This window comes from Methylomonas sp. Uni0011 (genome assembly GCF_056850255.1).
This window is the reverse complement of record NZ_JBVVNO010000002.1, coordinates 44,518-68,857: the sequence shown is the minus strand read 5'-3', so window position 1 is coordinate 68,857 and position 24,340 is coordinate 44,518. Positions and strand designations below refer to the sequence as shown.

Here is a 24,340-nt window from a genome sequence, read left to right as displayed (position 1 = left end):
TGGATTACGGCTGATGTATGAGTTCCGCCAGTATTACATCCTGTCGGCCACGCAGCAATGCCAAAGCCTGTTCGGGGTTGTGCTCGCTAGAACGAAGCTTGACTGTGTAGGCACCGACGCTATTGGGCTCGCCGACACGAACCGCATTGACGCTGTCCAGCAGGCCGTCAATTTCTTGCAGCTGAAGTTGATTCGTGAAAACCACTCGCAACTGGCCAACCGACTCGGTTCCAGGCGTGGTCGCGGCCAGCGTGAAATACTCTCCGGTCGTAGCAGGTAGCCGGTATTGCAAAGCCACCGGGGCGATGACCAGTAACAAGGAAGCAGCTATGGCCAAGCCTTTGCCGGTGCTGCCGACGCTGGCCCAGAGTCGGCGCTGCGCATCGGGTAAGCCGCTGGCAACGTGTTCAGGCTTCCCCCATCGGCTAGCTAATTTTGGGAACAAGCGTGACGACATAGGCCGCGAATGGTCGGCTCGCTGCATCTTCATGCGCAAACCAGCCAACGAAGCATCGGCCGCCACTTCGAGATCGGCGCTGCCTTGCACCGCCGCCGATAATTTGCGCAGGTTTAACAGTTCGCGCCGGCAAATCAGGCAGGTTTTTAAATGATTTTCAACTTGTTGACGTTCGTTAATTGACAGGCTTTGGTTGACGTACCAAGGCAACAGCAACACAAGGTCTGCATGGCTATTGACGGAAGCTGAAATTGGCGAATTCATAGACTCAGTTCTCCTACGCACCGGCTAAAATCTGCATTTTCCTGCGGGCATGAAACATACGGGTTTTTACGGTATTTTCCGGACAATCAAGCACTTTGGCGACTTCCTGATACGACAGGCCGTGGTAGAAGGTCAATTCAATGACGGCCCGCTGTTCCGGCGATAAGCTGGTCAGCGCGAAATTGAGCCAATCCTGATTTTCCCAATTATCGGCCGGATTGGCGATCGGATCGCCCGCCAGGTCAGCGACTTGATCGATATCGATGTCGCGTTCCCGTCGGGCAGTTTTGGCCAACGCTTTCAGCGTTTTCTTGTAGGCAATCCCAAACACCCAGGTCGAAATTTTGCTCTCGTTGTTAAAACCGTGCGGCCGTTCCCAGACCACCAGCAAGGTTTCCTGGATCAATTCCTCCACCCCCTCGGTATGTCGGGTCATTCGCAACACAAAGCGAAACAATCGGGGATAGTATATTTTGTAGAAGGCTTCGAACGCGGCGGTATCGCCTGTGCCTATACGCTGCAACAACAGGTATTCATCGGCACCTCTATCGGGCTGATCGGGCATCGGTGTTTGATTGGGGTTAAGAACCAGACGCAACATGGCTGAAAACGATTTCCTCAAGTTTTGGCTCGGTCTCTCTCTATTCCGCTAGCCAACGCAAAGGTTCAAGGGCTCAAAAATATTTCAAAACCCCAGGGTTATTGAAAATAAAAATTTGTTTTCCAGCAAGCGCGGATAAAACTCGTGGTGGTGGTAACCGGATTCTTCGTGGCGATCCAGATTGACGTCGACATAGCGTATGTCCAACGCCATATTGGGGGTCAGAAACCATGAAGCGCCGGCATTCCAATAAAAATAGTCTTCCTCCAGCAAAGCGCCGGCCTGAAAATAACCCAATCCCAGCGAAAATTGCAGGTTGTCCAAAATATCCCGCCGGTATTTCAGTTCGTAGTTCATGACTGTGGCGTCGCGTTGATACGCATCCGGAGCAACCGAGACGGTACCGGTCAGCCAATCTTGATAATGCAGCGAGGTGTAAACTTCGGCGTAATCGGCAGTGCTACCGAATATCTTGCCGTCGAAAATATAACCGGCGACCATCCATTCGGCACGCCAATCAGCGCTTAGAGGCAAACTCCAACCCGCGTAAGGTTTGATTTCGACGTCGGCGTAGTTTTTAAGGTGCCGATCGTCGAAACTGACTTGAGACAGGTTTAGGCCGGCAAACCAGCCGCTGGTATCCTGAAAATCCAACCGGCCTTGGGCCAACGGATTGCTCCGGTTTTTGGAATAGCCCCGGTAAAGATAATCGCTCAAAAACACCAATTCGCCATGCCATTCCGCTCGGGCGACAGAGCCATGAAGAACTCCGACAATTGCAATCGCCAGAATCACCAACCCAGGTAAAAACCAGCCCTCGCGGCAGTGTTTGTGTCGATCCATAGCGAGTAGATTGCGAGTGAAAACGGCAGTATCTGCGAACAACAATTGTCAGCGTAATGCCCATGAGTGCATTCAAAGCATTATTGACTACTTCCATTGAACCCACAACTGACTTAAGGAATAAATGCAACTGGCCTTTATATCGCAACATCTTCCTACTTGAACCTGCACAAGCCGTCGTCCAGAATGGAGAAATCTCAGTCCGTTGGCTCTTCAGTAAAACCATGGCAGCAAGCGCCAACGACGGTTCCGATAGTCGCGGTAACAGTCGCCGAATTGTTGTTCCAGCATGCGTTCCTCAATCTCTATCCGGTGCGCCAGAGCCCAGCCCGAACACAGCATAAGACTGAGCAGCGCCAGGCCATCGCCCATTGCCAATCCGGCGGCAGCTAACGCCATTAACAAGCCGGTATAGGCCGGATGCCGCAACAAACGATAGGGTCCGTCCTCGATCAAGCGATGCCCGTTCAAAATCGCCACATGGGTCGTAAAAAACCGGCCCAAACCGATCACCGCCGTATAACGCAGATACAAGCCACCGGCAAAAATTGCCAGAGCCAATATCTGCCGTGGCAGATAGGCCAGCGGAATCGGCAGCAACGCCAATTGTTTGCACAGCAGCGCCAATACCAGCCCGAGCGTGATGAACAACCATAGCCGGCCTTGCGAATGGCGCTCGTCGCAGGCGATTTCGCCATCCGCCGCCCGCCGCCGTCGAGCCAGACCGATCTCGGCGCCGACCCAAACCAGGCAAACCAAAAACCAAAAAATCCTCACCCATGTCATCGCTTGCCCTCCTCCGGCTAACGGCATAATCCTTTGCCTCGCGTCTCGTTACCTCGTGTAACATACCCCAATTTGGCGAGCGCCATGCAGCCCATTATCGAACTGAATCAGGTCTACAAGGATTACCCGCAAGCCGGCGGCCGGCAAACGGTATTGCACGGCATCGATTTGCGCATTGCCACCGGCGAATTCGTCGCGATTGTCGGGCCGTCCGGCAACGGTAAATCCACCCTATTGAACCTGATCGCCGGCATCGACCACCCCAGCCGTGGCGAAATCGTCGTCGCCGGCCACGCCCTGCAAAACCTCGGCAACGAACGACTGGCACGCTGGCGCGGCGAGCATGTCGGCATCGTGTTTCAGTTCTTCCAACTGCTACCGGCGCTAAGCCTGCTGCAAAACGTGATTCTGCCGATGGACTTCCTCGGCCGATTGAGCAAAACGCAACGCCGCGAGCGGGCGCTGCAATTACTGGACAGCGTGGGCTTGAGCGGCGCAGCCGACCGCCTGCCGAGCCAGGTATCCGGCGGCCAACAGCAACGGGCCGCCATCGCCCGCGCCCTGGCCAACGATCCGCCGTTGATCGTCGCCGACGAACCGACCGGCAATCTGGACAGCGCCAGCGCCGATGCCGTGTTCGATTTGTTCAGCCATCTGCGCGACCGCGGCAAAACCCTGCTGATGGTCACCCACAACGAGGCGCTGGCCGATGCCGCCAGCCGCAAACTGGAAATCCGCGACGGTCGGCTGCACGCCGATAGCCATTGGGAGCCGCGTTGAGCGCGCTGGCTTATAAATTCCGCGCCGATTTGTGGCGTCACAAAGGCCGCAGCCTGTTGGCGGTCGCCAGCATCGCCATCGGCTTGTTCGGCGTCGGCACCATATTCGGCATGATCGATTTGTTGCTGGTAAAAATGGATGCCGCCCACCGCTTATCGCAGCCTTCGCACCTGAATCTGATATTACGTAGCGATGCCGATCCCGGCGTGTTACAGCAAATCGCGGCACTACCCGATGTTGCCGGGATCGAAGCGCTGAACCAATTGAATTTGCGGTTCCGGCCAACGCCGGAAAGCGCCTGGCAGAACGGCAGTCTGATCATCCGCGGCGATTACACCCGCCAGCTTTACGACAAGTCCGCTTTGGTCGCCGGCAACTGGCCCGTATCGGGCAAGCTCGCTATCGAAAACCTGTCGGCACAAAACAGCGGCCTCGGCCTTGGCGGCAACGTACAATTACAAACCGAACGTGGGGTGCTCAGCTTCCCGCTGGACGGCATCGTCCGCCATCCCTTCGTCAAACCGCCCAAATTCGGCGGCCAGGCCGTATTCTTCGGCTCGGTCGCGGATGCAAAACTATTCGGACTCGCCCCTCACGGTTTTCGCCAACTACTGATACGGGTTCGGCAACCTTACAGCGAGGACAAGGCCCGTGCCGCCGCCGTCCAGGTCCGCACCCTGCTCGCCGAACACGGCGTCGCCGCCAACGCGACGTTACTGCAAGACCCGGACCGGCATTGGGGCCGGCCATTTCTGGCCGGTATCAACGGTGTTTTGGAAATCATGGCCTTGGCCGCGTTGGCACTGTCCGCCAGCCTGATCGTCAACACCGTCTCGGCCCATATCGCCCAACAAACCAGCCAGATCGGCGTGATGAAGGCGATCGGCGGCAGCCATCTCGCCGTCGCCGGTTTGTACCTGAGCGAAACCCTGTTGCTGGCGTTTGTGTCCATCCTGGTCGCCGCGCCGCCGGCGGCACTGGCCGCTGATCTGGGCTCGTGCCGGCTGCTGGCCATTTTCAATATCGACTGCGGCGGATTCGAACTCCCCTATCGCGCGCTGGCGTATCTGGTGGCCGGCGGCTTGCTGGTGCCGCTGCTGGCCGCAGCCGGGCCGGTATGGCGCGGAGCGACAATGACCGTACGCGATGCGATTGCCAGCTACGGCCTGGGCGCGGATTTCGGCAACGCCCGAATCGACCGCTGGCTACAAGGTTTGGCGGGCCGCTGGTTGCCTACCGTTTACGCCGCCGCGCTCGGCAATCTGTTCCGCCGCAAAACCCGACTGTTGTTGACCCAAATCGTCTTGGTCGTGGCCGGCGCGGCGTTTTTGAGCCTGACCAGTCTGATCGCCTCGGTCAACCTGACCTTAGACAACGAAATGGCCCGCAGCCGCTATTCCTTGAAATTGGGCTTCGTCAACGACCAACCCAAGCCAATGCTGCAAGATGCGATCAAAGCCGCCGATCCGGACTGCACGATCGAAACTTGGCGCCGCCTGCCACTGGAACTCGGCCACGACCGCGGCATGTTCCGCCAAAAAGGCAGTATGGGCCTGCAATTGCTTGCACTTCCGGCCGCTAGCGAAAACTACCGGCCCCGGATCGAGAGCGGCCGCTGGCTGCAAGCCGACGACGCCGGCCGGGCCGTACTGGTGCTGAATGCCGAAACGGCGGCCTTGAACGGCATCCAACCGGGCGACACCGTCGAAGCGATGATCGGCAGACATCGCCAAACTTGGCAAGTCGTGGGTTTGTATCGCTGGCTGGCCGGCAGCCAATATGCCGTGGAGCCGGTCTACGCGCCGCTGGAGACCGTCGAAAAATCGGTTGGCGGCGATTCCGCATCGTTGGCGCTGGTGTCGGCACCGGTGGGGACACGGGAGGAGGAATCCGGCCGCTTGCGCCGGCTCAGCGAAATGTTGCAACAGCGCGGCGTCGTACTGGATATTTACAACACTCACGGCCGGCAGGAACAACGCGAATTCACCCGCCACCAATTTCAACCGGTAATCGGTGCCTTATCCGGCTTGGCGGCGATGCTGGCCGCGGTCGGCGGTATCGGGCTTTCCGGCGCGTTGGCCATCGGCGTGTTGCAACGCAGCCGGGAAATCGGCGTGCTGAGAGCGATCGGCGCGCCGTCGCCGACCCTGTTCCGGCTGTTCATGCTGGAAGGTCTGTTCCACGGCATTCTGGCTTGGCTGATCAGCTTGCCGCTCGGCTACTGGGCTGGCGAACCACTTGCCAAACAACTTGGCGAAACCATGCTCGGGGTCAGCCTGGACTATCAATTCGCTGCGCCGGCGGCTTGGTCATGGCTGGGCTTGATCCTGCTATTGGCTGCGGTGGCCTCGTATTTCCCGGCTCGGAAAGCAGCCACAATGGCAATCCACGACTGTTTGTCGCATTGAACGCCGCCTTGGCGCCGAATCAGCTCGCATTTAACCGCATATTAGAATAAATTAAATCACTTGACCGAAGTCACTAAGCCGAATCGATTTACACCGGCCAGCGCAAGCGAAAAATCAAGCTAAACCGTAATCTGCTAACCTTTAACCGATAGCTGGTGCAGAAAACGGCAGAGCGGACCATACTGGTTCCGGCACCCTGCCCGATCCGTAGGATTGAATAGAACCCGTTTTTAAAAACATCACCTCGTTACCACCCACTTCCGAACTATGTTTTCCATATTTACCCGCAAACGCGAAATCGAAGAGTTGCAGCAACACCTGGCCAAAGCCAATCAACGTGTCGAGCGACAGGATAACGAGCTCGAACAACTGCGTCGGCGTTTACAAGCGGCCGACAATACCAACGCCGAACTGGAACAGCAGTTGCGCAGCCAGGCCGGTACGGTGCGGCATCTGCAAAACTTCGGCCAATCTTTAATCACGATGCAAGGCAGTTTGCTGACGCTGGCAAACCGCCTGCGCGACGAGAAAGACAATGCCGTCGAAGCGCAAGGCATCTCCCTGAACAGCAGCAACGCCATCGAGCGCATTTCCAAAAACCTGGCCAATCTGGCCGACGCCTCCAGCACTGCCGCAAAGCAAGCCGGGTCGCTGGATCAGAGCTCGCGGGAAATCATCGGCGTCGTCAAGTTGATCCACGATATCGCCGATCAAACCAATTTGCTGGCGTTAAACGCGTCGATCGAATCGGCCCGTGCCGGCGAACAGGGGCGCGGTTTTGCCGTCGTCGCCGACGAGGTGCGGACCCTGGCGCAAAGAACCGCCGAGGCCACCAATAAAATCGCCAAACTCGCCGAATCGATCCGGATTGCCAGCGGCGGCACCCGCGACCAGATGAACTCGCTGGCGGAACAGTCGCTCAGCTTCAGCGAAGACGGCCAGCGCGCCACCGGCACGATGCGCGAGCTGCTCGATTTTTCGGTAACGATGGAACAAGTGGTGGCCGCGTCGTCGTTACGCAGTTTTTGCGAGCTGGCAAAACTGGACCATCTGATTTACAAGTTCGAGCTGTACAAAGTGCTGTTCCATTTATCGCAAAAATCGGTGCACGATTTTGCGCAACACACCGAATGCCGCTTGGGCAAATGGTATTACCAGGGCGAGGGCAAGGCCTGTTTTTCGCAATTGCCCGGTTACCACGACATCGAGCAACCGCATATCGCGGTGCACGCCAGTGCCATCAGCGCGCTAAAAGCGCATGCTGCCGGCGATAACGAAACCATGCTGCGCGAGGTCGGGAATATGGAAGACGCCAGCCTGCAAGTGCTGGCAAATTTGGAAAAGATGGCACATAGCGCGGAGCTGAACAGCAATTTGCTGTGTCAGGCCAAACACGCCTGATCGTGCCGGTCCCGCCCCGCTACGGAGCTTGAGCCAGCCGTTATACCACTGGCTCGGGAGCGAAAAAAATATTCGATAAATCGATAAAAATTTCGATGCGGTCGCCGCGCCGACGTTCCTGCCGTCTTTGCTCGCTTGCTACCTGAGCGTTGGCGCTGCGTCGGCGATCGTTCAAATAGTCCCGGAAGTTATAGGGTCTTACCTGGATTTCGCTACCGTTGAAAGGCTTACCGTTCAGTCGTTCGATGACCTTGAAGCCGAACTGTTCCGAGTTGATCATGGTCAAGCCATGGTATTCCAGCGCGTTGGTCCGTTTGTCCCGAATCACCATGACTTCGGCTTTCAACACCTCGCCGCTGTCCGCTTCACCGCCAACGGCCGAGGCTATCAGGCTGTACAATTCGTTGGGTCGGGAGTTAACCGGAATATCCTTGAAAAATAAGATCATAAAATTGCTCGAAACATTAACGGCAGACTCTAATGCGCTCCGGCTCGGCGTCGAACCCGGCCCAACCGGAAATCATTTTAGTCCGTAGCCGGGCTAACGCAACAATCCCATATCCGCCAAGATTTTGTCCCGCACCAATTGCCCGGACAACGTCACCATCGGCATGCCGCCGCCCGGATTGACGCTGCCGCCGACGAAATACAAATTCGGCAACTGGCTGCTGCGTTGCGGCGCTTTGAAGCCCAGATTTTTGTTGCGGTCGGCCACGACGCCGTAGATCGAGCCCAGGTTCGAGTAATAGCGGGCCTCAATATCCAGCGGCGTCCAGTATTCTTCGGTGACGATGTGCCGGCGCAGATCGGTCAGTCCCATCCGTTCCAACTTCAGCAACACCCGTTCGCGTAGAGCCAAGTAATCCTCGGCGCTTAACGGTTTCTCCGGGTCCAAATGCGGAATGTGCGGCAGAATCTTGATGATTTCGCAACCGGCCGGGGCCTGCGCCGGGTCGGTTTTGCAGGGTGCGACCAAGTAGATGGTGGGGTCGTCGGATAATCGGTGGCTGTGAAACACCGCGTCGAAATGCGCCCGCGAGTCGGCGGAATAAAAGAAATTGTGGTGAGCCAGTTGCGGATAAATCCGGTCCACGCCCAGGTGCAATACCAGTCCGGAGCAGCTCGGTTCGAAGCGCTGCATCGGTTTCAGCTCGGCCGGGGTGCTGTTTAGCAACTTCTGCATCGCCGGGATCACTTCCATGTTCGAAACCACGATCTCGGCCGGCAACCGTTCGCCATCGGCCAGACGCACGCCGGTCGCCCGGCCGTTTTGGCGTTCGATTTCGGTGACTTCGACATTAACGCGTATCGTCACGCCCAGTTCCAACGCCAGTCGTTCCATGGCCTGGGCCAGACCGTACATACCGCCTTTGACGTACCACAACCCGTAGCCGTACTGGATATAAGGCATCAGATTCATCAGGGCCGGCGCGTCGTAGGGCGAGGAACCGACGTACTTGATGAAATAATTCAGAATGTCGACCAGTTTCGGATCCGAGACGAAACGGCGGACGCCTTGGTTCATGGTGCGGAATACGTCGAATTTCAGACTGCGTAGCGGGCCGTAGAATTTCAGCAGCTCCCAAAATCCGTCCAGGCCTTTGGCGAAATACCCGGCTTCGGTTTCTTGGGTGAGTTCTTGCGAATACGCCATGAAACGCTGAAATTCTTGGTAGACCTGCGGACCGAGCTTGTCCAGTTCCCGGCGCTGGTGGTCCGGGTCTTCGCACAAGTCGACGACGGTGCCGTCTTCGAAGAAATTGCGCCAGTGCGGTTCGACTTTTTCGATAGCGACATAATCGGCCATGCGCTTGCCCGCGCGCTCGAACAAGGCTTCGAACACGTGCGGCATGGTCAGGATCGATGGCCCCAAATCGAAGGTGAATCCGGCCTGGGTCATGATATTGAGTTTGCCGCCGACCTTGTCGTTCTTTTCCAGCAACTCGACCTGAAAGCCTTCGCTGGCTAACGAGATTGCCGCAGACAAACCGCCGAGGCCGGCGCCGATCACAACGACTTTTTGATTCCCAAGGTTTTGCTTCATCACTATTTCCTATGCCAAGACAGCAGTAATTTCAGGTTGTGCCAGCGCTGGACCAGATCGAACGCCGAATACTCGCGAAACGCCTGCAAGGCCGGCCAATTGCGTTTTATGCGTTGCCGCAGCGAACCGCCGCCGTAGACGAAATCGAGGTAGCCTTGCAACGCCCGGTAATGTTGCGCCGAATACGGAAACCAGTTGGGTTCCTTCGGCAAATGGCTGCGGCTGGTCAACCCGGACACCGGGTAGCTGAACGCCAGCAGGCCTTCCGCACCGTGATAACGGCCGAAACCGCTGCGTTTGACGCCGCCGAACGGCAAGCCGGCATGGCCGATATTCTTGATCACGTCGTTGACCGCCCAGTTGCCGACTTGCAGTTGCTGAGCCACCCGTTCGGCTTTAGCGATATCGCGGCTCCAGACCGAGGCATTCAAACCGAACTCGCTGTCGTTGGCCAGCGCTACCGCATCGGCTTCGCTGTCGAATGCCATCACCGGCAGCAAGGGGCCGAAACTCTCTTCCCGCATCACGCGCATGCCGTGGTGCACATTCCACAACACCAGCGGCCGGACGAAGTTGCCGTCGCAAACCAACGGCCCGGAAGCTACAGCGCCTTGCGCCAGTGCGTCGTCGTAGTGCGCCTTGATCAGTTCGATTTGCCGGCCGGAAACCATCGCCCCCAACTCGACATCGGCACCGGTACCGACCCGCAGTTGCTTGCTGGCGTCGAGCAAGCGCTGCAGAAATTGGTCGTGGCACTGGCGTTGCAGGTACAGGCGTTCCACCGAGACGCAAACCTGACCGCTGTTGCTGAACGCGCCGTAAACCGCGGCAGCGGCGGCCCGATCCAAATCGGCGTCAGCGAACACCAACATCGCGTCCTTGCCGCCCAATTCCAGCAAGACCGGAATCGGATGCTGCGCCGCCTGGCGCATCACCGCCTGCCCACCCGCCAAACTGCCGGTGAAAAACACCAGATCCGGGCCGGCGTCGATCAATTGCGCGCCGACCGAACCATCACCAGGCAACCATTGCACCAAATCCGGCGGCAAATCCAGGCGCTGGAACAAATCGACAATCAGTTGGCCGACCGGCAGGCTGAGTTCCGAAGGTTTCAAAATCACGGCATTGCCGGCGAACAAGGCAGTCAACAGCGGCGCCACCGACAATTGAAACGGGTAATTCCACGGCGAAATCACCGCGGCGACGCCGACAGGCCGGTAACAGACCTTGGCAGTGGCGCCGGGAAAAGCGAATGGCGACGTCGTCACGCCGCGTTCGGCCAAAATATCCGGCGCGTGTTTACGGTAATACGCCAGCAAATCCAGCAGCGGATAGATCTCGCCGAGCAAGGCTTCGCAAGCCACCTTGCCGGAGGTCAGCCGCAGGCAATCGACGATGGCGTCGAGTTCGGCCAGGAGCAGTTCGCCGAATTTCGCCAGAATCCGGCAGCGTTGCTTGACCGGCGTTTCGCTCCAAATACTGGCCGCGGCACGGGCGCGCTGCAGGGTCCGGCGGATGTCGTCCTCGGTGGCGACCGGGTATTCGCCGAGCAAGCGGCCATCCAAGGGCGAAAAAGCCTGTAACGTCGCCACGGCTAGCAAAACCGGTCAGTAAACAAACCTGGCACCCTGCTGTTACGACTTCAGCCAGCGGCTGTGCTGGATCTCGGCAAACGCGGCACCGTGCTTGCGGGAAATCATGTTCGCGGAGATGCGCGCCGATTCGTAAATGGTCGGCAAGCCGCTGCCGGGATGGGTACCGCCGCCGACCAGGTAGCAGTTGTCCAGTTCTTCAAAGCGGTTATGCGGCCGCCAATACAGCATCTGGCTGAATTTATGCGCCAGGCTGAAAGTAGCACCTTTGTGAACGTATTCGTCCCGCTCCCAATCGCTTGGCGTGATGATTTTTTCGCATTCGATATGGTCGCGAATGTCGGCCAGACCCAAGCGCGCGCCCAGGCTATCCAGTACTTGTTCGCGCACCGTCTGGCAATGGGCCTCCCAATCCAGCCCGCTGTCGTTGTTCGGCATCGGCGCCAACACGTACAGCGCCGATTTTCCGGGCGGGGCCAGACTCGGATCATTGACGGAGGCGTTTTGCACGTAGAACGACAAATCCGCACTCAAGGTCTTATTGGCGAAAATATTGTCGATGTTGGTCCGGTAATCCTTGGCGAAGACGATGGTGTGATGCGGCAAGTCGTAACGTTTGTCCAGCCCCAGGTAAAGCATGAAGGTGGAGCAGGAGTAATCGAGCTTTTGCAATTTCTCCGGCGCGTATTTTTTCAGGCTGCCGGCCGGCGCCAGCCGGCTCATGGCGTGGGCGAAATCGGCATTCACCACCGTTTCGTCGCCGCGCACCTGGCTGCCGTCGTCGAGGATCACGCCCTTAACGGCGCCGTCTTCGACCCATAACGACTTGACGCCGGTCGAGGTATGAATTTCGCCGCCGTTTTCGGTGACGACTTGCGCCATCGCCGCGGCGATGCGGTTCAAGCCGCCGGCCACGTGGTAGATACCGTATTCGTGTTCCAGATAAGGCAACATGGTGAACAGTGCCGGACATTCCCACGGCGACATGCCCAGATATTTGGACTGGAAACAAAAAGCCAGCCGCATCTTTTCCTGCGTGAAATAGCGGCCCAGATTGGCGAACACGCTTTTCGGGAACGCCAGCCACGGCAATGCCTTGATCAAATCCGCCGATAAAAACGAACTCAGGTTCGAATAGTCGCGGGTGATACAAGGGTAAAGCGCGTTGAAGCGTTTGCGCTCGAGTTGCAAGAACGCTTCGTAACCGGCCGTACCTTCGTCGAACACCCGGTTCAACTCGGCCCGCATGTTTTCCCGGTCGGAATACACTTCGATCTGACGGTCGTCGTACACCAGTCGGTACATCGGCGACAGCGGTAGAAACTCCAGGTAATCCTCACTCCGCCGTCCGCACAATTCGAACATTTCGTCCAACACGCCTTTCATCAACAAAAAGGTGGGACCGGTATCGAAGGTAAAACCGTCGAGGCGAATCGGCCGATTGCGGCCGCCCACTTCCGGATGCTTGTCGTAAATCGAGACTTTGAAACCGCGCTGGCTCAGGATCATGCCTGCGCACAAGCCTCCCGGACCGGCGCCGACGATGATGATGTGTTTGGATTGGCTCATGTTCAGACTGGGGATTGCTATCGATTTCCTTGAAATATGCCGGTAATGTATCAGCAAAAATCGAAAAAGCGATTTTTGATCGGCCTGGCGCAGTCAAAACAAGCTTGCGGTTCGCTCCGGGAACACGGGAATAGCGGGGATTTTTCGGGGGCGGCGGACACGAATCAACCTGTCGCGCCTGGCAGATCCGTTGCCGATGTTACGGGCATAAAAAAGCCCACCTAAGTGGGCTTCGTCCGGTTCTATTTTTTATGTGTTGGACGCCTGCCGGGTAATCCGACAGTTTAATGGCTCGCGCTTGTTATTGTTTTTCTACCAGCAAGCTGGTCGCTTTCCTCCCTCCCCCATATGGCAGGCTCCGGCTCTTGCGAAGCGGGTTACCTACTCAAGGTGGGCGCATTGTAGGGGATAAAAAAACCGTTGTCCAGAAAAACTGCGACGTTTTGTCGCACGCGGCGCCAGCCCTTGTCTGGCGTGGCCTCCCGCCGCTCGGAACCGACGAATTTACCGACGCCAACGCAAAAAAAAGCCCCGAAACAACGGGGCCGAAGTTAAAGAGGGGGAACTGTGCTTCCAACTGGGCCAGGTATTCGCTCCGGAACCCTATCGCCCAGCCAATGCTCATAGTTCGGGGTTAGTTATAGAAGCAGCCGGGACCAAAAACCTTGACCGCAATCACAGATGCCATAATGTTTGGCCGCACAAACCGAAAAATTAACGACAGAAAGCGGTAAGCGTCACAAAAACAGCCAAGCTTTCCGTGCATGGCCGGCATTTAGCGGACAAACCTCGACCAAACCGCCATGGGCCGGCTTTCGACTAACCATCGGATTTCCATGATCTCAGAGTTCATTCACTATTTGGGTACCCGCGCGGCCAGCCCAGGCGCCCGCCGACTAGGTTATGCCGGCGAGACCGCGGCGCTGGAAACCCGCCACCGCCGCTGCCGCAAAGCTTGGCAAGCGCATTTGGCCGCCACCCGTGCCGCCTTGCTGAACGCCGCCGAACGCGCCGGGCCGAATCGTGCCTGCGCACTGATCGTCGGCGGCGGTAGCGTCCACGACCTGCCGGTGGCCGAGTTGCTCGACCGCTTCGATCGCCTCGTGTTATTGGACATTTGCTTCGGCCCCGGCGCTCGGCGACTCAGCAGACGCTGGCCGCAACGCGTGCATTGCTGTCCTCACGACGTTACCGGTATCGTCGACTGGTTGGCGAACCACCGCCGCCTGCCGCCCGCCGAATTGTTATCGCACCCGGTGTTGCCACAGCTCGACACACCGCCGGATTGGGTGGCATCGGTGAATTGCCTGACGCAACTGCCGGTATTACCGATCGCTTACTTGGCCTCGCGAGTAACCGACGAAAATCTGCTCGAGGCCTTCGGCCGGGAACTGGTGCAAGCCCATCTACGCTGGTTGCAGGCATGGCAAGTGCCGATCTGCCTGATCACCGAAGTTGAAGACCGCCACTTCGACCGCCACGACGCCTTAATCGACCGGATGGACTACCGTAGCCTGCTGTGCGGGTTTCAAACCGACGCCGCATGTATCGGCCAATGGCCCTGGCAGATTCATCCGCCGGGAGAGCTAGCCGGCGGCCGGCACGAAACCCGAATCGTCGAGGCCTGGTGTACTTGACCCGTAATCCGCCAGACCTGCATGCCACCCTGCAACCCCCGTAAGCAAAACGGACACAGACAATCGGCGTAAATCTGCCGAATTTTGTTGCGCGCGTCGGGCGACAATTCGACACTGGCGCACTCGCAACGACCGATGTTGTCGGCGTTACAGCCGAATTGCCGGCCGCAGCGCGGGCAATGTTTGGGTTCGTGCTCGCTATCGGTAGTTGTGCTGCTCAACCTATGTCCTCTTTAAAACGTCTGCCGCTAACAAACAGATTTTCCCATAATTCAAATGCCCTCACCCGCTCACTCCCACGCCAACGCCCCGCCGGTCTGGTATTCGGTGACGCGGGTTTCGAAGAAGTTTTTTTCCTTGCGCAGATTGGCTTGTTCGTCCAGCCACGGCAAGACATTGCCGGCGCCGGGGAATGGTTCCTCCAAGCCGACTTGCCGCGCGCGGCGATTGGCGACGTAGCGGAATTGCTCGATGTGCAAACCGGCGTTGTAGCCCAGGATAGGCTGGCGCAGGATGTAACCGGCGTAGGCCGCTTCGGCGGCTTCGGCTTCGTCCCACATTTGCCGCAGCGCTTGCGGGTCCAATGCCAGATTTTCTTCCTCCAGCAACTGCCGTACTACGCGGATGCCGAAGGCACAATGCAGCACTTCGTCGCGCATGATGTACTGAAGCTGCTCGGCGGCGCCCTTCATCAAACCGCGCCGCTGCAACGCGAACACCGGGCTGAAGCCGTTGTAAAACCAGCAACCCTCGAACACGGCGGCGAAGAACAGATAGGCCATGGCAAATTCGTGCAGCGCGTCGCGGTCGGTCAATGGCCGCCCGGATTGCAGCACGCCGTGCAGGCGGCGGTTGGCCAGCGCGATCTTGCCGTGGATTTCCGGCACCACCCGGTAGCGGTTGTAGATTTCGCGCTGGTCCAGCCCCAGGGTTTCGATGCAGTGCTGGTAGGTCCAGGTGTGCAACGCTTCCTCGTAGACTTGCCGGGCCTGGTAGATTTGCAGTTCCGGCGCGCTCATCTTTTCCATCACCGCCAGGCCGATGTTGCGCATCGCCAGAATGTCGGAGGTGGTCAGATAGGCCAGCACGTTCTCGAACACGTGGCGCTCGGCCGGCGTCAGCGCATGCTGGTAATCGTGCAGGTCTTGCGCCATCGAGATTTCCAGCGGCGTCCAGTGGTTGCGGTTGGCGTTCAGGAAAAACGACCAAGCCCACGGGTATTTGAAAGGCGCCAACTGATTGATGTCGCCCTGGCCGTTGACCACCCGCTTTTGCCCGGCCTCGACCGGCGGCAAGGTCGAATCGGTCCGACGCGCGCCGTTGCCGTCTCCCGTGTCCTCGGCGAACCGTTCCGCGTCGGCAGCCGGCGCGGCCGGCAAATTCCAATCGTCAAACGCTAATCCGGTCTTCATTGGCAGGCCTCGCAATCAGGATCGGTAATCGAGCAGGCTTTCATCTCATTCCCACGCTCGGCGTGGGAATGCAGCTCGAACCGCTCCGCGGTTTCGGACGCCGGGGCATTCTCCACTGGGTTCCGGCACGAAGCCTGGGAACCGTAATCGCTGGCGCCGCCGGTTTTCTCCATCGCCGTCGCCCCCAAGCTGCGCAGATAATACGTGGTCTTCAAGCCGCGTTGCCAAGCCAGCCGATACAGGTGGTCCAGCTTGCTGCCGGTGGGCGCGGCGACGTACAGGTTCAGCGACTGCGACTGGTCTATCCACTTCTGGCGGCGGGCGGCGGCCTCGACCAGACATTCCGGGTCGATTTCGAACGCCGTGGCGTAACGCGCCTTGACCTCCGCCGGCACCCGCTCGATGGCCGCCAGCGAGCCGTCGAAATATTTCAAATCGGCCACCATCACTTCGTCCCACAAGCCCAACGCCTTCAACTCGCGCACCAGCGCGGCGTTGACCACGGTAAATTCGCCGGACAGATTGGATTTGACATACAGGTTTTGATACACCGGTTCGATGGACGCCGACACGCCGACGATGTTGGCGATGGTCGCGGTCGGTGCAATCGCCACGCAATTGGAATTGCGCATGCCGACTTTGCCGATGCGCTGGCGCAAGGCCTGCCAATCCAGTTGCCCGCCGGCGGGCACACCCAAATCGCCGCGGGTTTCGCTCAAGCGTTCCAGAGTGTCCGGCGGCAGCAAACCTTGCTGCCACAAGCTACCGGCAAAGCTGCTGTAGCGGCCGCGCTGCTCGGCCAAATCCGCCGAAGCCCGGTAGGCGTGGTAGCACAGCATTTCCGTCGAACGGTCGGCGAATTCCAGCGCTTCCGCACTGGCGTAGCCGACGCCCAAACGCTGCAGGCAGTCGGCAAACCCCATCATCCCCAGGCCGACCGGACGGTGGCGCAGGTTGGCGTTGCGGGCCTTGGGCGTGGCGTAGTAGTTGATGTCGATGACGTTGTCCAGCATGCGCATCGCGGTGGCGACGGTGCGTTGCAGCTTGCCGGCATCCAGTTGCCAGACGCCGTCGCGCTCGACCAGATGCGCCGGCAGATTCACCGAACCCAGGTTGCAGACCGCGGTTTCGTCGGCGGACGTATTCAGCGTGATTTCGGTGCACAGGTTGGAGCTGTGAATCACGCCGGCGTGTTGCTGCGGCGAACGCAGGTTGCAGGCGTCCTTGAAGGTAAGCCACGGGTGGCCGGTCTCGAACAGCATGGTCAGCATCTTGCGCCACAATTGCACCGCGCCGATGCGTTTGTACAATTGGATTTCGCCGCGCTCGGCCTTGGCTTCGTAGGCTTGATAAGCCTCGGCGAAGGCGGCGCCGTACAAATTGTGCAAGTCCGGCGCGTCCACTGGCGAAAACAAGGTCCAGTCGCCGTTGTCCCGCACCCGCTGCATGAACAAATCCGACACCCAGGCGGCGGTGTTCATGTCGTGGCAGCGGCGGCGTTCGTCGCCGGTGTTTTTGCGCAATTCCAGAAATTCCTCGAAATCCAGATGCCAGTTTTCCAGATAGGCGCAGACCGCGCCCTTGCGCTTGCCGCCCTGATTGACCGCGACGGCAGTATCGTTGACCACCTTCAAGAATGGAATCACGCCCTGGCTGTGGCCATTGGTGCCCTTGATGCGGCTGCCCAGCGCCCGCACCGGCGTCCAGTCGTTGCCCAGGCCGCCGGCGTATTTTTGCAGCAGCGCGTTTTCCTTGATGCCTTGGTAAATGCCGTCCAAGTCGTCGGAGACCGTGGTCAGGTAGCACGACGACAATTGCGGATGACGGGTGCCGCTGTTGAACAAGGTCGGCGTCGAGCACATGAAATCGAAGCTGGACAGCAAGCGGTAAAACTCGATGGCGCGGGCCTCGCGGTCGATCTCGTTCAAGGCCAGCCCCATCGCCACCCGCATGAAAAAGCATTGCGGCAGCTCGATGCGGCGACCGTCGATGTGCAGGAAATAGCGGTCGTACAGGGTTTGCAGACCCAGGTAATCGAATTGCAGATCGCGCTCGGCCTGCAAGGCCGCGCCCAATGCGGCCAAATCGAATTCGGCCAGACGCGGGTCCAGCAACTCGGCGGCCACGCCGGCGGCGACGAATTCGGTAAAGCAGCCGGCGTAATGTTCGTGCATGTCCGCTTGGGTCCAGGCCGTACCGGTCGCTTCCAGGCGCAGATTGCTGAGCAGCAAGCGCGCGGCGACTCTGGCGTAGTCCGGGTCGGTTTCGATCAAAGTGCGCGCCGCCAGCACCAGCGCCTGGCGCACCGCCGCCAGCGGCATGCCGTCATACAGATTGGGCAGGGTTTGCGCCCACACCCGTTCGGCATCGGCGCCGGTCAAACCGGCACAGGCCTCGCGGCATAAGGCGATGAAGGCGGCGTGATCCAACGGTCGGCGTTGACCGTTGTCGTCTACTTGCAGGGCTGGCGTTTCATCTGCGTGGACTTGTTGTGCGGCGCGTTGCTCGGCGTGTTTTTCCCGGTACAGCACGTAGGCGCGGGCCACGTCGTGGGCGCCGGAGCGCATCAACGCCAGTTCCACCTGGTCTTGAATGTCCTCGATATGCACGCTGCCGCCGCCGGGCAGGCGCCGGCTCAAGGCTTCGACCACAGTGGCGGTGAGTTGCGCCACCTGATCCCGGATGCGCGCCGAGTTGACGCCGTGCTGGCCCTCCACCGCCAGAAAGGCCTTGGTAATGGCGATGGCAATTTTTTCCGGCTGAAAGCCGACCACCGCGCGATTGCGGCGGATCACTTCCAGGCCGGCGTACGGCGGTAACGACGGGGGTAACGAGGCGGCTTCGCCGGCAGGGGCATAATGGGCGGACGCGCGGACGGTGGCGGTTTGCATGCGATTCTCCTTGCTCTGGGGCGGGAAGCGGGAAGCCGCAACGGCTGGCGCGCGGCGCGAACCCGAAATCGCCCGACCCGCAACGCTTGCCATCGTCCTCGGAGACACCCCGCTCCCGGTTGATTGAAGTTTCGAGGGCAGGTCTCCTGGCTCTCGGGTCACCGCCTCGGTTCAGCCTTCCCGGACTCGCGTCCAGTGGCATCGTTGAACAAAGACTCGCCGATTACAGTTGCGGGGGCAGCTCCGGCTTTCCGGCGATCATGCGAAAAACGCACAAGCGCCGACCGGATTCCCTTTTAATCCCCTTCGGGGGGAACCGTCTCGGGGCGGGAGTTTAGGTGGGGCAAAGTGATCTGTCAAGCCAATAAATACTATATATTGCGTAAATTTATTTAATTCAACCCCGTATATAGTGAACAACAATCGACACGGGCAAGTCTATCGACAGGAATTCGTCGATTCGGGCGGGCATGGCTTGTGTCGTTACAGCAACCGCATAATAATACACACACATCGTACACACAGGAGGCAGCAGCATGACCACCTTGACCACCCGCATCTTCAAAAACGGCAATAGCCAAGCGGTGAGGATTCCGCAGGAATTTCGTCTGGACGTTAGCCAAGTGGAAATCAGCCGCTGCCCTAACGGCGATTTGCTGATTCACCCGGTGCCGGCCGACCGCGGCGGCGCCTTGTTGGCGGTTCTGCAAGATTTCGACGACGACTTTGCCGAACGTTTGCTCGAAGACGCCCGCGAACAAGCGCCGATGCAGGAGCGCGAGTCTTTATGATCTACATGCTGGATACCAACATGCTGATCTATCTGATCAAAAATAAACCGCCGGCAGTAGCCGAACGCATCAATAGTTTGCCCGCCGATAGTAGGCTGTGCATGTCGTTCGTCACCTATGCCGAGTTGTTGAAAGCCGCCGAGGGCAGCCAGCGCAAGGAAAAGGTGCTGACGCAGTTGGAACAATTGCTGCGGATCGTCCCGGTCGAATACGCCGTTGGCGGTGCGTTATGCCGGCACTACGCAAGCCAATTTACTCGGCTGAAATCGGCCGGAACGCCGATAGGCGCCAACGGTTTGTGGATTGCCTGCCATGCGCTGGCGATTGGCGCTCGCTTGGTCACGCATAACGTGCGGGAATTCGAGCGGATTGAGGGTTTGGCGGTCGAGGATTGGGCAAGTGAGCGGTAACTTTTCGGCGCAATTGTTCTGTAAATGCCGCTTCGCACTAAACGCAGGATGCGCTGAGCGCTAGCGAAGCGCATCAATCGCGCATGATGCGATGTACGTTGTTTACCGTTGCCGCCGTGACTGTTTCTAAGCAAGCAGTTGCAAAACGATGGCTGGCTATTACGAGGCGTGAAAGGTTCGCATCACGTTTTTACCCATCCATCCCAAGCCTGGGCATATTAGCGTGCCGCATCCGCGCAAGGACTTGGGCCACGGACTGGTCAACAAACTACTGAAGCAGGCAGGTTTGAAATGAGATACCCGATAGCGATAGAAAGCGGCGACGAAATCCAAGCCTACGGCGTCGTGGTGCCCGATTTGCCCGGTTGTTTTTCCGCCGGCGACAGTTTGGATGAAGCGATAGCCAATGCCAAGGAAGCCATCGAATTATGGCTGGAGACGGTCATAGAAGACGGCCTAGCCATCCCGGAAGCCGCGCCGATTGCCAAGCATCAAGCCGACCCGGAATTTGCCGGCTGGATTTGGGCGGTCGTCGAAGTGGATTTATCCAAATTGTCGGGCAAAGCCAAGCGGGTCAACATCACGCTGCCGGAACGGGTACTGGCAGCGATCGACCAAGTCGCCGCGCGATTCGGCGATACCCGCTCCGGATTGCTGGCCAAAGCGGCATTGGAATATGTCGAGAGGCATTCGGCGGCTTGATTAGGTTGGTGTCGCTGGCGCGACAGCTTGATTGAATGCCGGTTCCCGCACCGGCGGGCGGGTTTCTTTTCTTTGCTTGTCCAAAGAAAAGAAACCAAAAGAAAAGACACCCGGATGCCGCTTTTTCCCTGCGCTCCGAAGGATTTGGCGAGGGTTTTCGGAAGGGCTGTCCTAGCCCTCCGAAAACGAGCGGCATCCCTGCCGCTCCCCTATCGGGCTAATCCCGCCAAATCCTCCGGTGCTCGGCGCGGCATAACGGGAGAAAACCCCGTCGTGAAATTCGAAACCGACTAGTATTTGCGAGGTTTTGTAGGGCGCATTAGCGATAGCGTCATGCGCCGAATGCTTGAAGGCCAACATACGGCGCAATACGGCTACGCCTATTGACGCCCTACAATTGCGACTTACGGCCTTTGCGGGAATTCGAGCGCGTGCCAGGTTTGTTGATAGAGAATTGGTTGGGGTGAGAGGGGAAGATGTCGCTGGCGCGACGGCTTGATTTTAATGTCGGTTCGCGGACCGACAGCCGCGATACTTTCTTTTGCGTCGCCAAAAGAAAAGACCGTAAGACGCAATAAACAGCGGGCATTGCGCCATATTGCTGTTCGCTGCGTATTATTCAAATTCATATTAATCTCCGTCATAATCTATCCAATCCAAGAGATTCGTTTTTCCGTAACATTTTTATCGATAATTTCATGCTGCTATTTTCCAATTTTTATTATTTGCCGCCATACCGGTCGGCCTGCCGTTAAAGATACGGCCATTGAAGTGTTCCAGGATGGTCAACTTGTCGGCCCTAGCAGGTTGGTGAAAAACCATATTTGAGGCGCTAATTTTGCTCAATCGAATCAGCATTTAGTAGGAAAATAGCCTCATCGCCACTAAATATAGAGTCATTCAAAGCCAAAAAAGAGTTTTTCACCAACCTGCTAGCGTTGTAGGCCACTCTGCCGGTGGCGATGTTTTGGATGTTGACGGTCAGGCTGTAGCCGCTGTAAGCATCGCCAAAGATGGCGGCCGGTGCTGGTGTCGCTCCAAACTTTGAGGAATTGGTCCTGCAAGCCTTGTTGCTTTCGGAAAGATCCGGCGCCAGCGCGTAGGTCCGATTAGCGAAGCGTAATCGGACGAATGTTGTATTTTACAAAATTAGCCTCGTAAAATTTTTCATAGAAAATAAATTGAAGGTTTTTTTTATTAAAACTGATTCATTATGAACAACATGAATGCCGAGCTCTCTATTCACGAAACTAAATTGTCTTCAGATATTTATTATTGAAAACAGCCCGACAACATGCGTCCGATTACGCTTCGCTAATCGGACCTACCAATCCAGAGTTTATGGCCTTGAGTTTTGGGATGGTTTTCTCCCCTGATGCCGCGCCGAGCACCGGAGGGTTTGGGCGGATTTGCCCGACAGGGGCGATGCAGGGATGCATCGCGTTTTCGGAGGGCTATGGATAGCCCTTCCGGAAACCCCGTCCAAACCCTTCGGAGCGCAGGACAAATCGGCAGGATAGCCGATTTGCATGCATCGCACCCGAAGGGCGAGGCACATGGATGTGCCGAGTGAGCTAAGCGGCATGGGGTGTCGTTTCTTTTGGATACTTTTCTTTGGACAAGCAAAGAAAAGTATCGCGGTCGCCGGTCCGCGAACCGGCAATAAAAATCACCGTCGCGATAGCGACACATTATTCATAACGACTCCACAACCGCAAAACCTTAAGTTGTTCCTCGCCGCTTAATACTTGGTAAATCAAACGATGCTGAATATTGATGCGCCGGGAATAAGCCCCGGCTAAATCGCCGACCAGTTTTTCGTAAGGCGGCGTTTTGAAACGGATCATTTTTTAGAACGGCTAAGAGTGGTAAGGCCTTGTCCTTCAATCCCGTCACCGCGAGTTTATGGGCGTCTTTCAGATCCCCGAAATCAACAAATCCACGGCCGCCAATATCTCGCTCCGCAATGCCTCCAACTCCGTCACCTTGGCACCCAGATTCGTCGCGGGAATGGCCGCCATTTACTGCACCACTAGCAGGTATTGCTGTTGTTGGTATTCAAACACCGGATTCAAATGGGTGATGGGCTTCTGCCCGGATAGGTTGATGGCAGGAACCACCAACCGGGTTTTCAGCGCATCGAGAAAATCGTTCTGTACGTCGAGTAAAAAAGGATAGCGGCCCTGGGTTTGCTGGTTGGTATTGCGGTACAGGGTGAACTGCGCCATCAAAAACTCCGCAAGCTATCGCTGAAACAGCCCTCGGTTTCGATACGTTGGTTATAGTCTTCGATAGTTTGGCGGCTTTGCTGCAGCCATTGCTGCCGTTGCTTGTCGCGTATGGCTTCGGTCAGCGCGCGCTCCAGCGTGGCGGATAAATTGATCTGCAATGCCTTGGCCTGATTTAATAACTCGCTGTTGATACTGAGATTGGCGGCTTTTTTGGGGGCAGTCGGGTTAACGGCGGGTTGCATGGCTATTCCTCGCGTATTTTTAATGCGCACAGTGTATGCGCAATCGAATGGCTTTGGCTATTCAATTTCCGAGACCAGGCCATAAGGTGCGCGGAATATAGGGTGCTGCCGTTCGCGACAGATGCGCCGCCTTGCGTCGGCACATGCTACATTTTTTAGAACCGTGCCGTTGATATTGGATATTCGCAATAGTTCGGGATGTTCAATCTATTTCAGATGACATCCCAGGACTCCGCGAGCCTTCACTCCACTTACATCCGCTGGAAACTCCCATCTAATATCTAAAACGTCTCAACCCACCGCCCCACCCGCATGCGCCACCAGCCACCTTAAATATTCCAACTCGGCATCCTCGTGCCGGCAAGCCAGGTACATGGTTTTGCGTAGCGGCAGGCCGGCGAAGCGCAGGCCGGTCAGGTCCAGCTTGGCGGATTTGTCTGCCAGCAGCCATTCCGGCAGCAGGCAGACGCCGCGGCCGGCGGCGGCCAGTTGCAGCATGATGTCGGTCTCCTCGACCTGAATGTGGGCGGCGGGTTCGATGCCGGCCGGCTGCAACACCTTGCGGAACATGTCCAGCCGCTCGCGCGCCACCGGGTAGGTCAGCACGGTTTCGCCGCGTAGATCGCCGGGCTGGATTTGCCCGCGACCGGCCAGTGGATGGCTGTCAGCGACGATCAACACCAGCTCGAAATCGAACAGCGGCTGGTAGCTGAGCAGGCCGTTATCCACCGGGTCGGAGGTCAGCACCGCGTCCAGCTTGTATTGGCGGATGGCCTCGAACGACTCGAAGCGGTAGCGCGAGGTGACTTCCACTGTCAAATCCGGCCAGGCGCGCAGATAGGGTTGCAGGATGTTGCGGAACCATTCGTAACAGGCGTGGCATTCGATGCCGATGGTGAGTTTGCCGGTTTTGCCGGCGGCCAGCTGGCTCAGGTGGTTCTCGGCGGAATCGACGGTGGCGATCACCGACTCGGCCACTTCCGACAAGTACCGCCCGGCCTGGCTCAGCACCAGCGAACGGCCTTGCTTGTACCACAGCGTCACGCCCAGGCGCTGTTCCAGGTTTTTGATCTGGTGCGACAGCGCCGATTGGGTCAGATGCAGGGTTTCGGCGGCGGCGCTGAGGGTGCCTTGGCGCTTCAACGCCAGCAGAATGCGCAGATGTATCAACTCCATATCGATGAGTTAGCCTCATAAATTGATGAATAATCATCGATTATCTTCATTAGAAAGCCTCTTTACAATGCCACGCCTGTTAAAACTTCAACAATAGGCGTTT

At 57.8% G+C, this 24,340-nt stretch carries 24 protein-coding genes and 1 riboswitch; of the genes, 8 read left to right on the top strand and 16 right to left on the bottom strand.

Annotated features, from left to right (window positions below):
* Nucleotides 1–4: 4 nt before the first annotated feature.
* The 4 genes from AC0IM9_RS03065 to AC0IM9_RS03050 form a co-directional block, all read right to left on the bottom strand.
* Nucleotides 5–721, bottom strand: a complete 717-nt coding sequence (locus AC0IM9_RS03065) for an anti-sigma factor family protein (protein ID WP_445371295.1) — start codon at nucleotides 719–721, stop codon at nucleotides 5–7.
* A 13-nt stretch (nucleotides 722–734) separates the two neighbouring features.
* Nucleotides 735–1,286, bottom strand: coding sequence for an RNA polymerase sigma factor (locus AC0IM9_RS03060; protein ID WP_482803011.1), 552 nt, complete (start codon nucleotides 1,284–1,286; stop codon nucleotides 735–737).
* A gap of 120 nt (nucleotides 1,287–1,406) precedes the next feature.
* Entirely contained in the window at nucleotides 1,407–2,165 is a 759-nt protein-coding gene (locus tag AC0IM9_RS03055; RefSeq protein ID WP_482803010.1) for a TorF family putative porin, read from the bottom strand.
* A 213-nt stretch (nucleotides 2,166–2,378) separates the two neighbouring features.
* A complete protein-coding gene (locus tag AC0IM9_RS03050; RefSeq protein ID WP_482803009.1) occupies nucleotides 2,379–2,951 on the bottom strand; it encodes a methyltransferase family protein in 573 nt (190 codons plus the stop codon).
* 84 nt (nucleotides 2,952–3,035) lie between these two features.
* Here AC0IM9_RS03050 and AC0IM9_RS03045 point away from each other — a divergent pair, with 84 nt between their 5' ends.
* The 3 genes from AC0IM9_RS03045 to AC0IM9_RS03035 all read left to right on the top strand — a co-directional run bounded on the left by AC0IM9_RS03045 (nucleotide 3,036) and on the right by AC0IM9_RS03035 (nucleotide 7,540).
* Nucleotides 3,036–3,731, top strand: coding sequence for an ABC transporter ATP-binding protein (locus AC0IM9_RS03045; protein WP_445371299.1), 696 nt, complete (start codon nucleotides 3,036–3,038; stop codon nucleotides 3,729–3,731).
* Nucleotides 3,728–6,139: an FtsX-like permease family protein gene (locus AC0IM9_RS03040; protein WP_482803008.1), complete on the top strand. Its 2,412-nt coding sequence runs from the start codon at nucleotides 3,728–3,730 to the stop codon at nucleotides 6,137–6,139. Before AC0IM9_RS03045 ends, AC0IM9_RS03040 begins: the two co-directional genes overlap by 4 nt.
* Before the next feature lie 267 nt (nucleotides 6,140–6,406).
* Nucleotides 6,407–7,540, top strand: coding sequence for a methyl-accepting chemotaxis protein (locus AC0IM9_RS03035; protein WP_482803007.1), 1,134 nt, complete (start codon nucleotides 6,407–6,409; stop codon nucleotides 7,538–7,540).
* Nucleotides 7,541–7,580: 40 nt separating this feature from the next.
* Here the strand turns inward: AC0IM9_RS03035 and AC0IM9_RS03030 are convergent, their stop codons facing one another.
* The 4 genes from AC0IM9_RS03030 to AC0IM9_RS03015 all read right to left on the bottom strand — a co-directional run bounded on the left by AC0IM9_RS03030 (nucleotide 7,581) and on the right by AC0IM9_RS03015 (nucleotide 12,745).
* Nucleotides 7,581–7,988 (bottom strand): hypothetical protein, encoded by a 408-nt coding sequence (locus AC0IM9_RS03030; protein ID WP_445371302.1) that lies wholly within the window; start codon nucleotides 7,986–7,988, stop codon nucleotides 7,581–7,583.
* Between the two features lie 93 nt (nucleotides 7,989–8,081).
* Complete coding sequence (locus AC0IM9_RS03025; protein ID WP_482803006.1) at nucleotides 8,082–9,584, bottom strand: phytoene desaturase family protein; 1,503 nt, start codon at nucleotides 9,582–9,584, stop codon at nucleotides 8,082–8,084.
* Nucleotides 9,585–9,586: 2 nt separating this feature from the next.
* On the bottom strand, nucleotides 9,587–11,176 hold the full coding sequence (locus AC0IM9_RS03020; protein ID WP_482803005.1) for an aldehyde dehydrogenase family protein: 1,590 nt from the start codon (nucleotides 11,174–11,176) through the stop codon (nucleotides 9,587–9,589).
* Between the two features lie 42 nt (nucleotides 11,177–11,218).
* Nucleotides 11,219–12,745 carry a phytoene desaturase family protein gene (locus AC0IM9_RS03015; protein WP_482803004.1) on the bottom strand — a complete coding sequence of 509 codons (1,527 nt, stop codon included), beginning with the start codon at nucleotides 12,743–12,745 and terminating at the stop codon, nucleotides 11,219–11,221.
* 836 nt (nucleotides 12,746–13,581) lie between these two features.
* Between AC0IM9_RS03015 and AC0IM9_RS03010 the strand changes: the two genes are divergently transcribed.
* Entirely contained in the window at nucleotides 13,582–14,382 is an 801-nt protein-coding gene (locus AC0IM9_RS03010) for a hypothetical protein (protein ID WP_482803003.1), read from the top strand.
* Here AC0IM9_RS03010 and AC0IM9_RS03005 read toward each other — a convergent pair.
* From AC0IM9_RS03005 to AC0IM9_RS02995, 3 genes are all read right to left on the bottom strand, one after another.
* Nucleotides 14,316–14,603 carry a cysteine-rich CWC family protein gene (locus AC0IM9_RS03005; RefSeq protein ID WP_482803002.1) on the bottom strand — a complete coding sequence of 96 codons (288 nt, stop codon included), beginning with the start codon at nucleotides 14,601–14,603 and terminating at the stop codon, nucleotides 14,316–14,318. The genes AC0IM9_RS03010 and AC0IM9_RS03005 overlap by 67 nt on opposite strands.
* 69 nt (nucleotides 14,604–14,672) lie before the next feature.
* Entirely contained in the window at nucleotides 14,673–15,794 is a 1,122-nt protein-coding gene (locus tag AC0IM9_RS03000; RefSeq protein WP_482803001.1) for a ribonucleotide-diphosphate reductase subunit beta, read from the bottom strand.
* Nucleotides 15,791–18,685 carry a ribonucleoside-diphosphate reductase subunit alpha gene (locus tag AC0IM9_RS02995; RefSeq protein WP_482803000.1) on the bottom strand — a complete coding sequence of 965 codons (2,895 nt, stop codon included), beginning with the start codon at nucleotides 18,683–18,685 and terminating at the stop codon, nucleotides 15,791–15,793. The genes AC0IM9_RS03000 and AC0IM9_RS02995 overlap by 4 nt, the downstream gene beginning before the upstream one ends.
* Before the next feature lie 119 nt (nucleotides 18,686–18,804).
* Nucleotides 18,805–19,021, bottom strand: a riboswitch (cobalamin riboswitch).
* Between the two features lie 200 nt (nucleotides 19,022–19,221).
* On the opposite strand from AC0IM9_RS02995, the gene AC0IM9_RS02990 reads away from it, so the two are divergent.
* The 4 genes from AC0IM9_RS02990 to AC0IM9_RS02975 all read left to right on the top strand — a co-directional run bounded on the left by AC0IM9_RS02990 (nucleotide 19,222) and on the right by AC0IM9_RS02975 (nucleotide 20,588).
* Nucleotides 19,222–19,476, top strand: a complete 255-nt coding sequence (locus tag AC0IM9_RS02990) for an antitoxin (protein WP_278211102.1) — start codon at nucleotides 19,222–19,224, stop codon at nucleotides 19,474–19,476.
* Nucleotides 19,473–19,886 carry a type II toxin-antitoxin system VapC family toxin gene (locus tag AC0IM9_RS02985; protein WP_482802999.1) on the top strand — a complete coding sequence of 138 codons (414 nt, stop codon included), beginning with the start codon at nucleotides 19,473–19,475 and terminating at the stop codon, nucleotides 19,884–19,886. Before AC0IM9_RS02990 ends, AC0IM9_RS02985 begins: the two co-directional genes overlap by 4 nt.
* A gap of 181 nt (nucleotides 19,887–20,067) precedes the next feature.
* Nucleotides 20,068–20,181 (top strand): type II toxin-antitoxin system HicA family toxin, encoded by a 114-nt coding sequence (locus AC0IM9_RS02980; protein ID WP_482803310.1) that lies wholly within the window; start codon nucleotides 20,068–20,070, stop codon nucleotides 20,179–20,181.
* The gene (locus AC0IM9_RS02975) at nucleotides 20,178–20,588 is read left to right on the top strand and encodes a type II toxin-antitoxin system HicB family antitoxin (RefSeq protein WP_482802998.1); all 411 of its coding nucleotides are present in this window, start codon (nucleotides 20,178–20,180) and stop codon (nucleotides 20,586–20,588) included. The genes AC0IM9_RS02980 and AC0IM9_RS02975 overlap by 4 nt, the downstream gene beginning before the upstream one ends.
* A 404-nt stretch (nucleotides 20,589–20,992) precedes the next feature.
* Here the strand turns inward: AC0IM9_RS02975 and AC0IM9_RS02970 are convergent, their stop codons facing one another.
* The 5 genes from AC0IM9_RS02970 to AC0IM9_RS02950 all read right to left on the bottom strand — a co-directional run bounded on the left by AC0IM9_RS02970 (nucleotide 20,993) and on the right by AC0IM9_RS02950 (nucleotide 24,237).
* Entirely contained in the window at nucleotides 20,993–21,217 is a 225-nt protein-coding gene (locus AC0IM9_RS02970; protein WP_482802997.1) for a hypothetical protein, read from the bottom strand.
* A gap of 1,062 nt (nucleotides 21,218–22,279) precedes the next feature.
* The gene (locus tag AC0IM9_RS02965) at nucleotides 22,280–22,435 is read right to left on the bottom strand and encodes a Txe/YoeB family addiction module toxin (RefSeq protein ID WP_482802996.1); all 156 of its coding nucleotides are present in this window, start codon (nucleotides 22,433–22,435) and stop codon (nucleotides 22,280–22,282) included.
* Nucleotides 22,436–22,609: 174 nt separating this feature from the next.
* Entirely contained in the window at nucleotides 22,610–22,816 is a 207-nt protein-coding gene (locus AC0IM9_RS02960) for a CcdB family protein (RefSeq protein ID WP_482802995.1), read from the bottom strand.
* Complete coding sequence (locus AC0IM9_RS02955) at nucleotides 22,816–23,061, bottom strand: type II toxin-antitoxin system CcdA family antitoxin (RefSeq protein ID WP_482802994.1); 246 nt, start codon at nucleotides 23,059–23,061, stop codon at nucleotides 22,816–22,818. The genes AC0IM9_RS02960 and AC0IM9_RS02955 overlap by 1 nt, the downstream gene beginning before the upstream one ends.
* A 291-nt stretch (nucleotides 23,062–23,352) precedes the next feature.
* Entirely contained in the window at nucleotides 23,353–24,237 is an 885-nt protein-coding gene (locus AC0IM9_RS02950) for a LysR family transcriptional regulator (RefSeq protein WP_482802993.1), read from the bottom strand.
* Nucleotides 24,238–24,340: the final 103 nt, after the last annotated feature.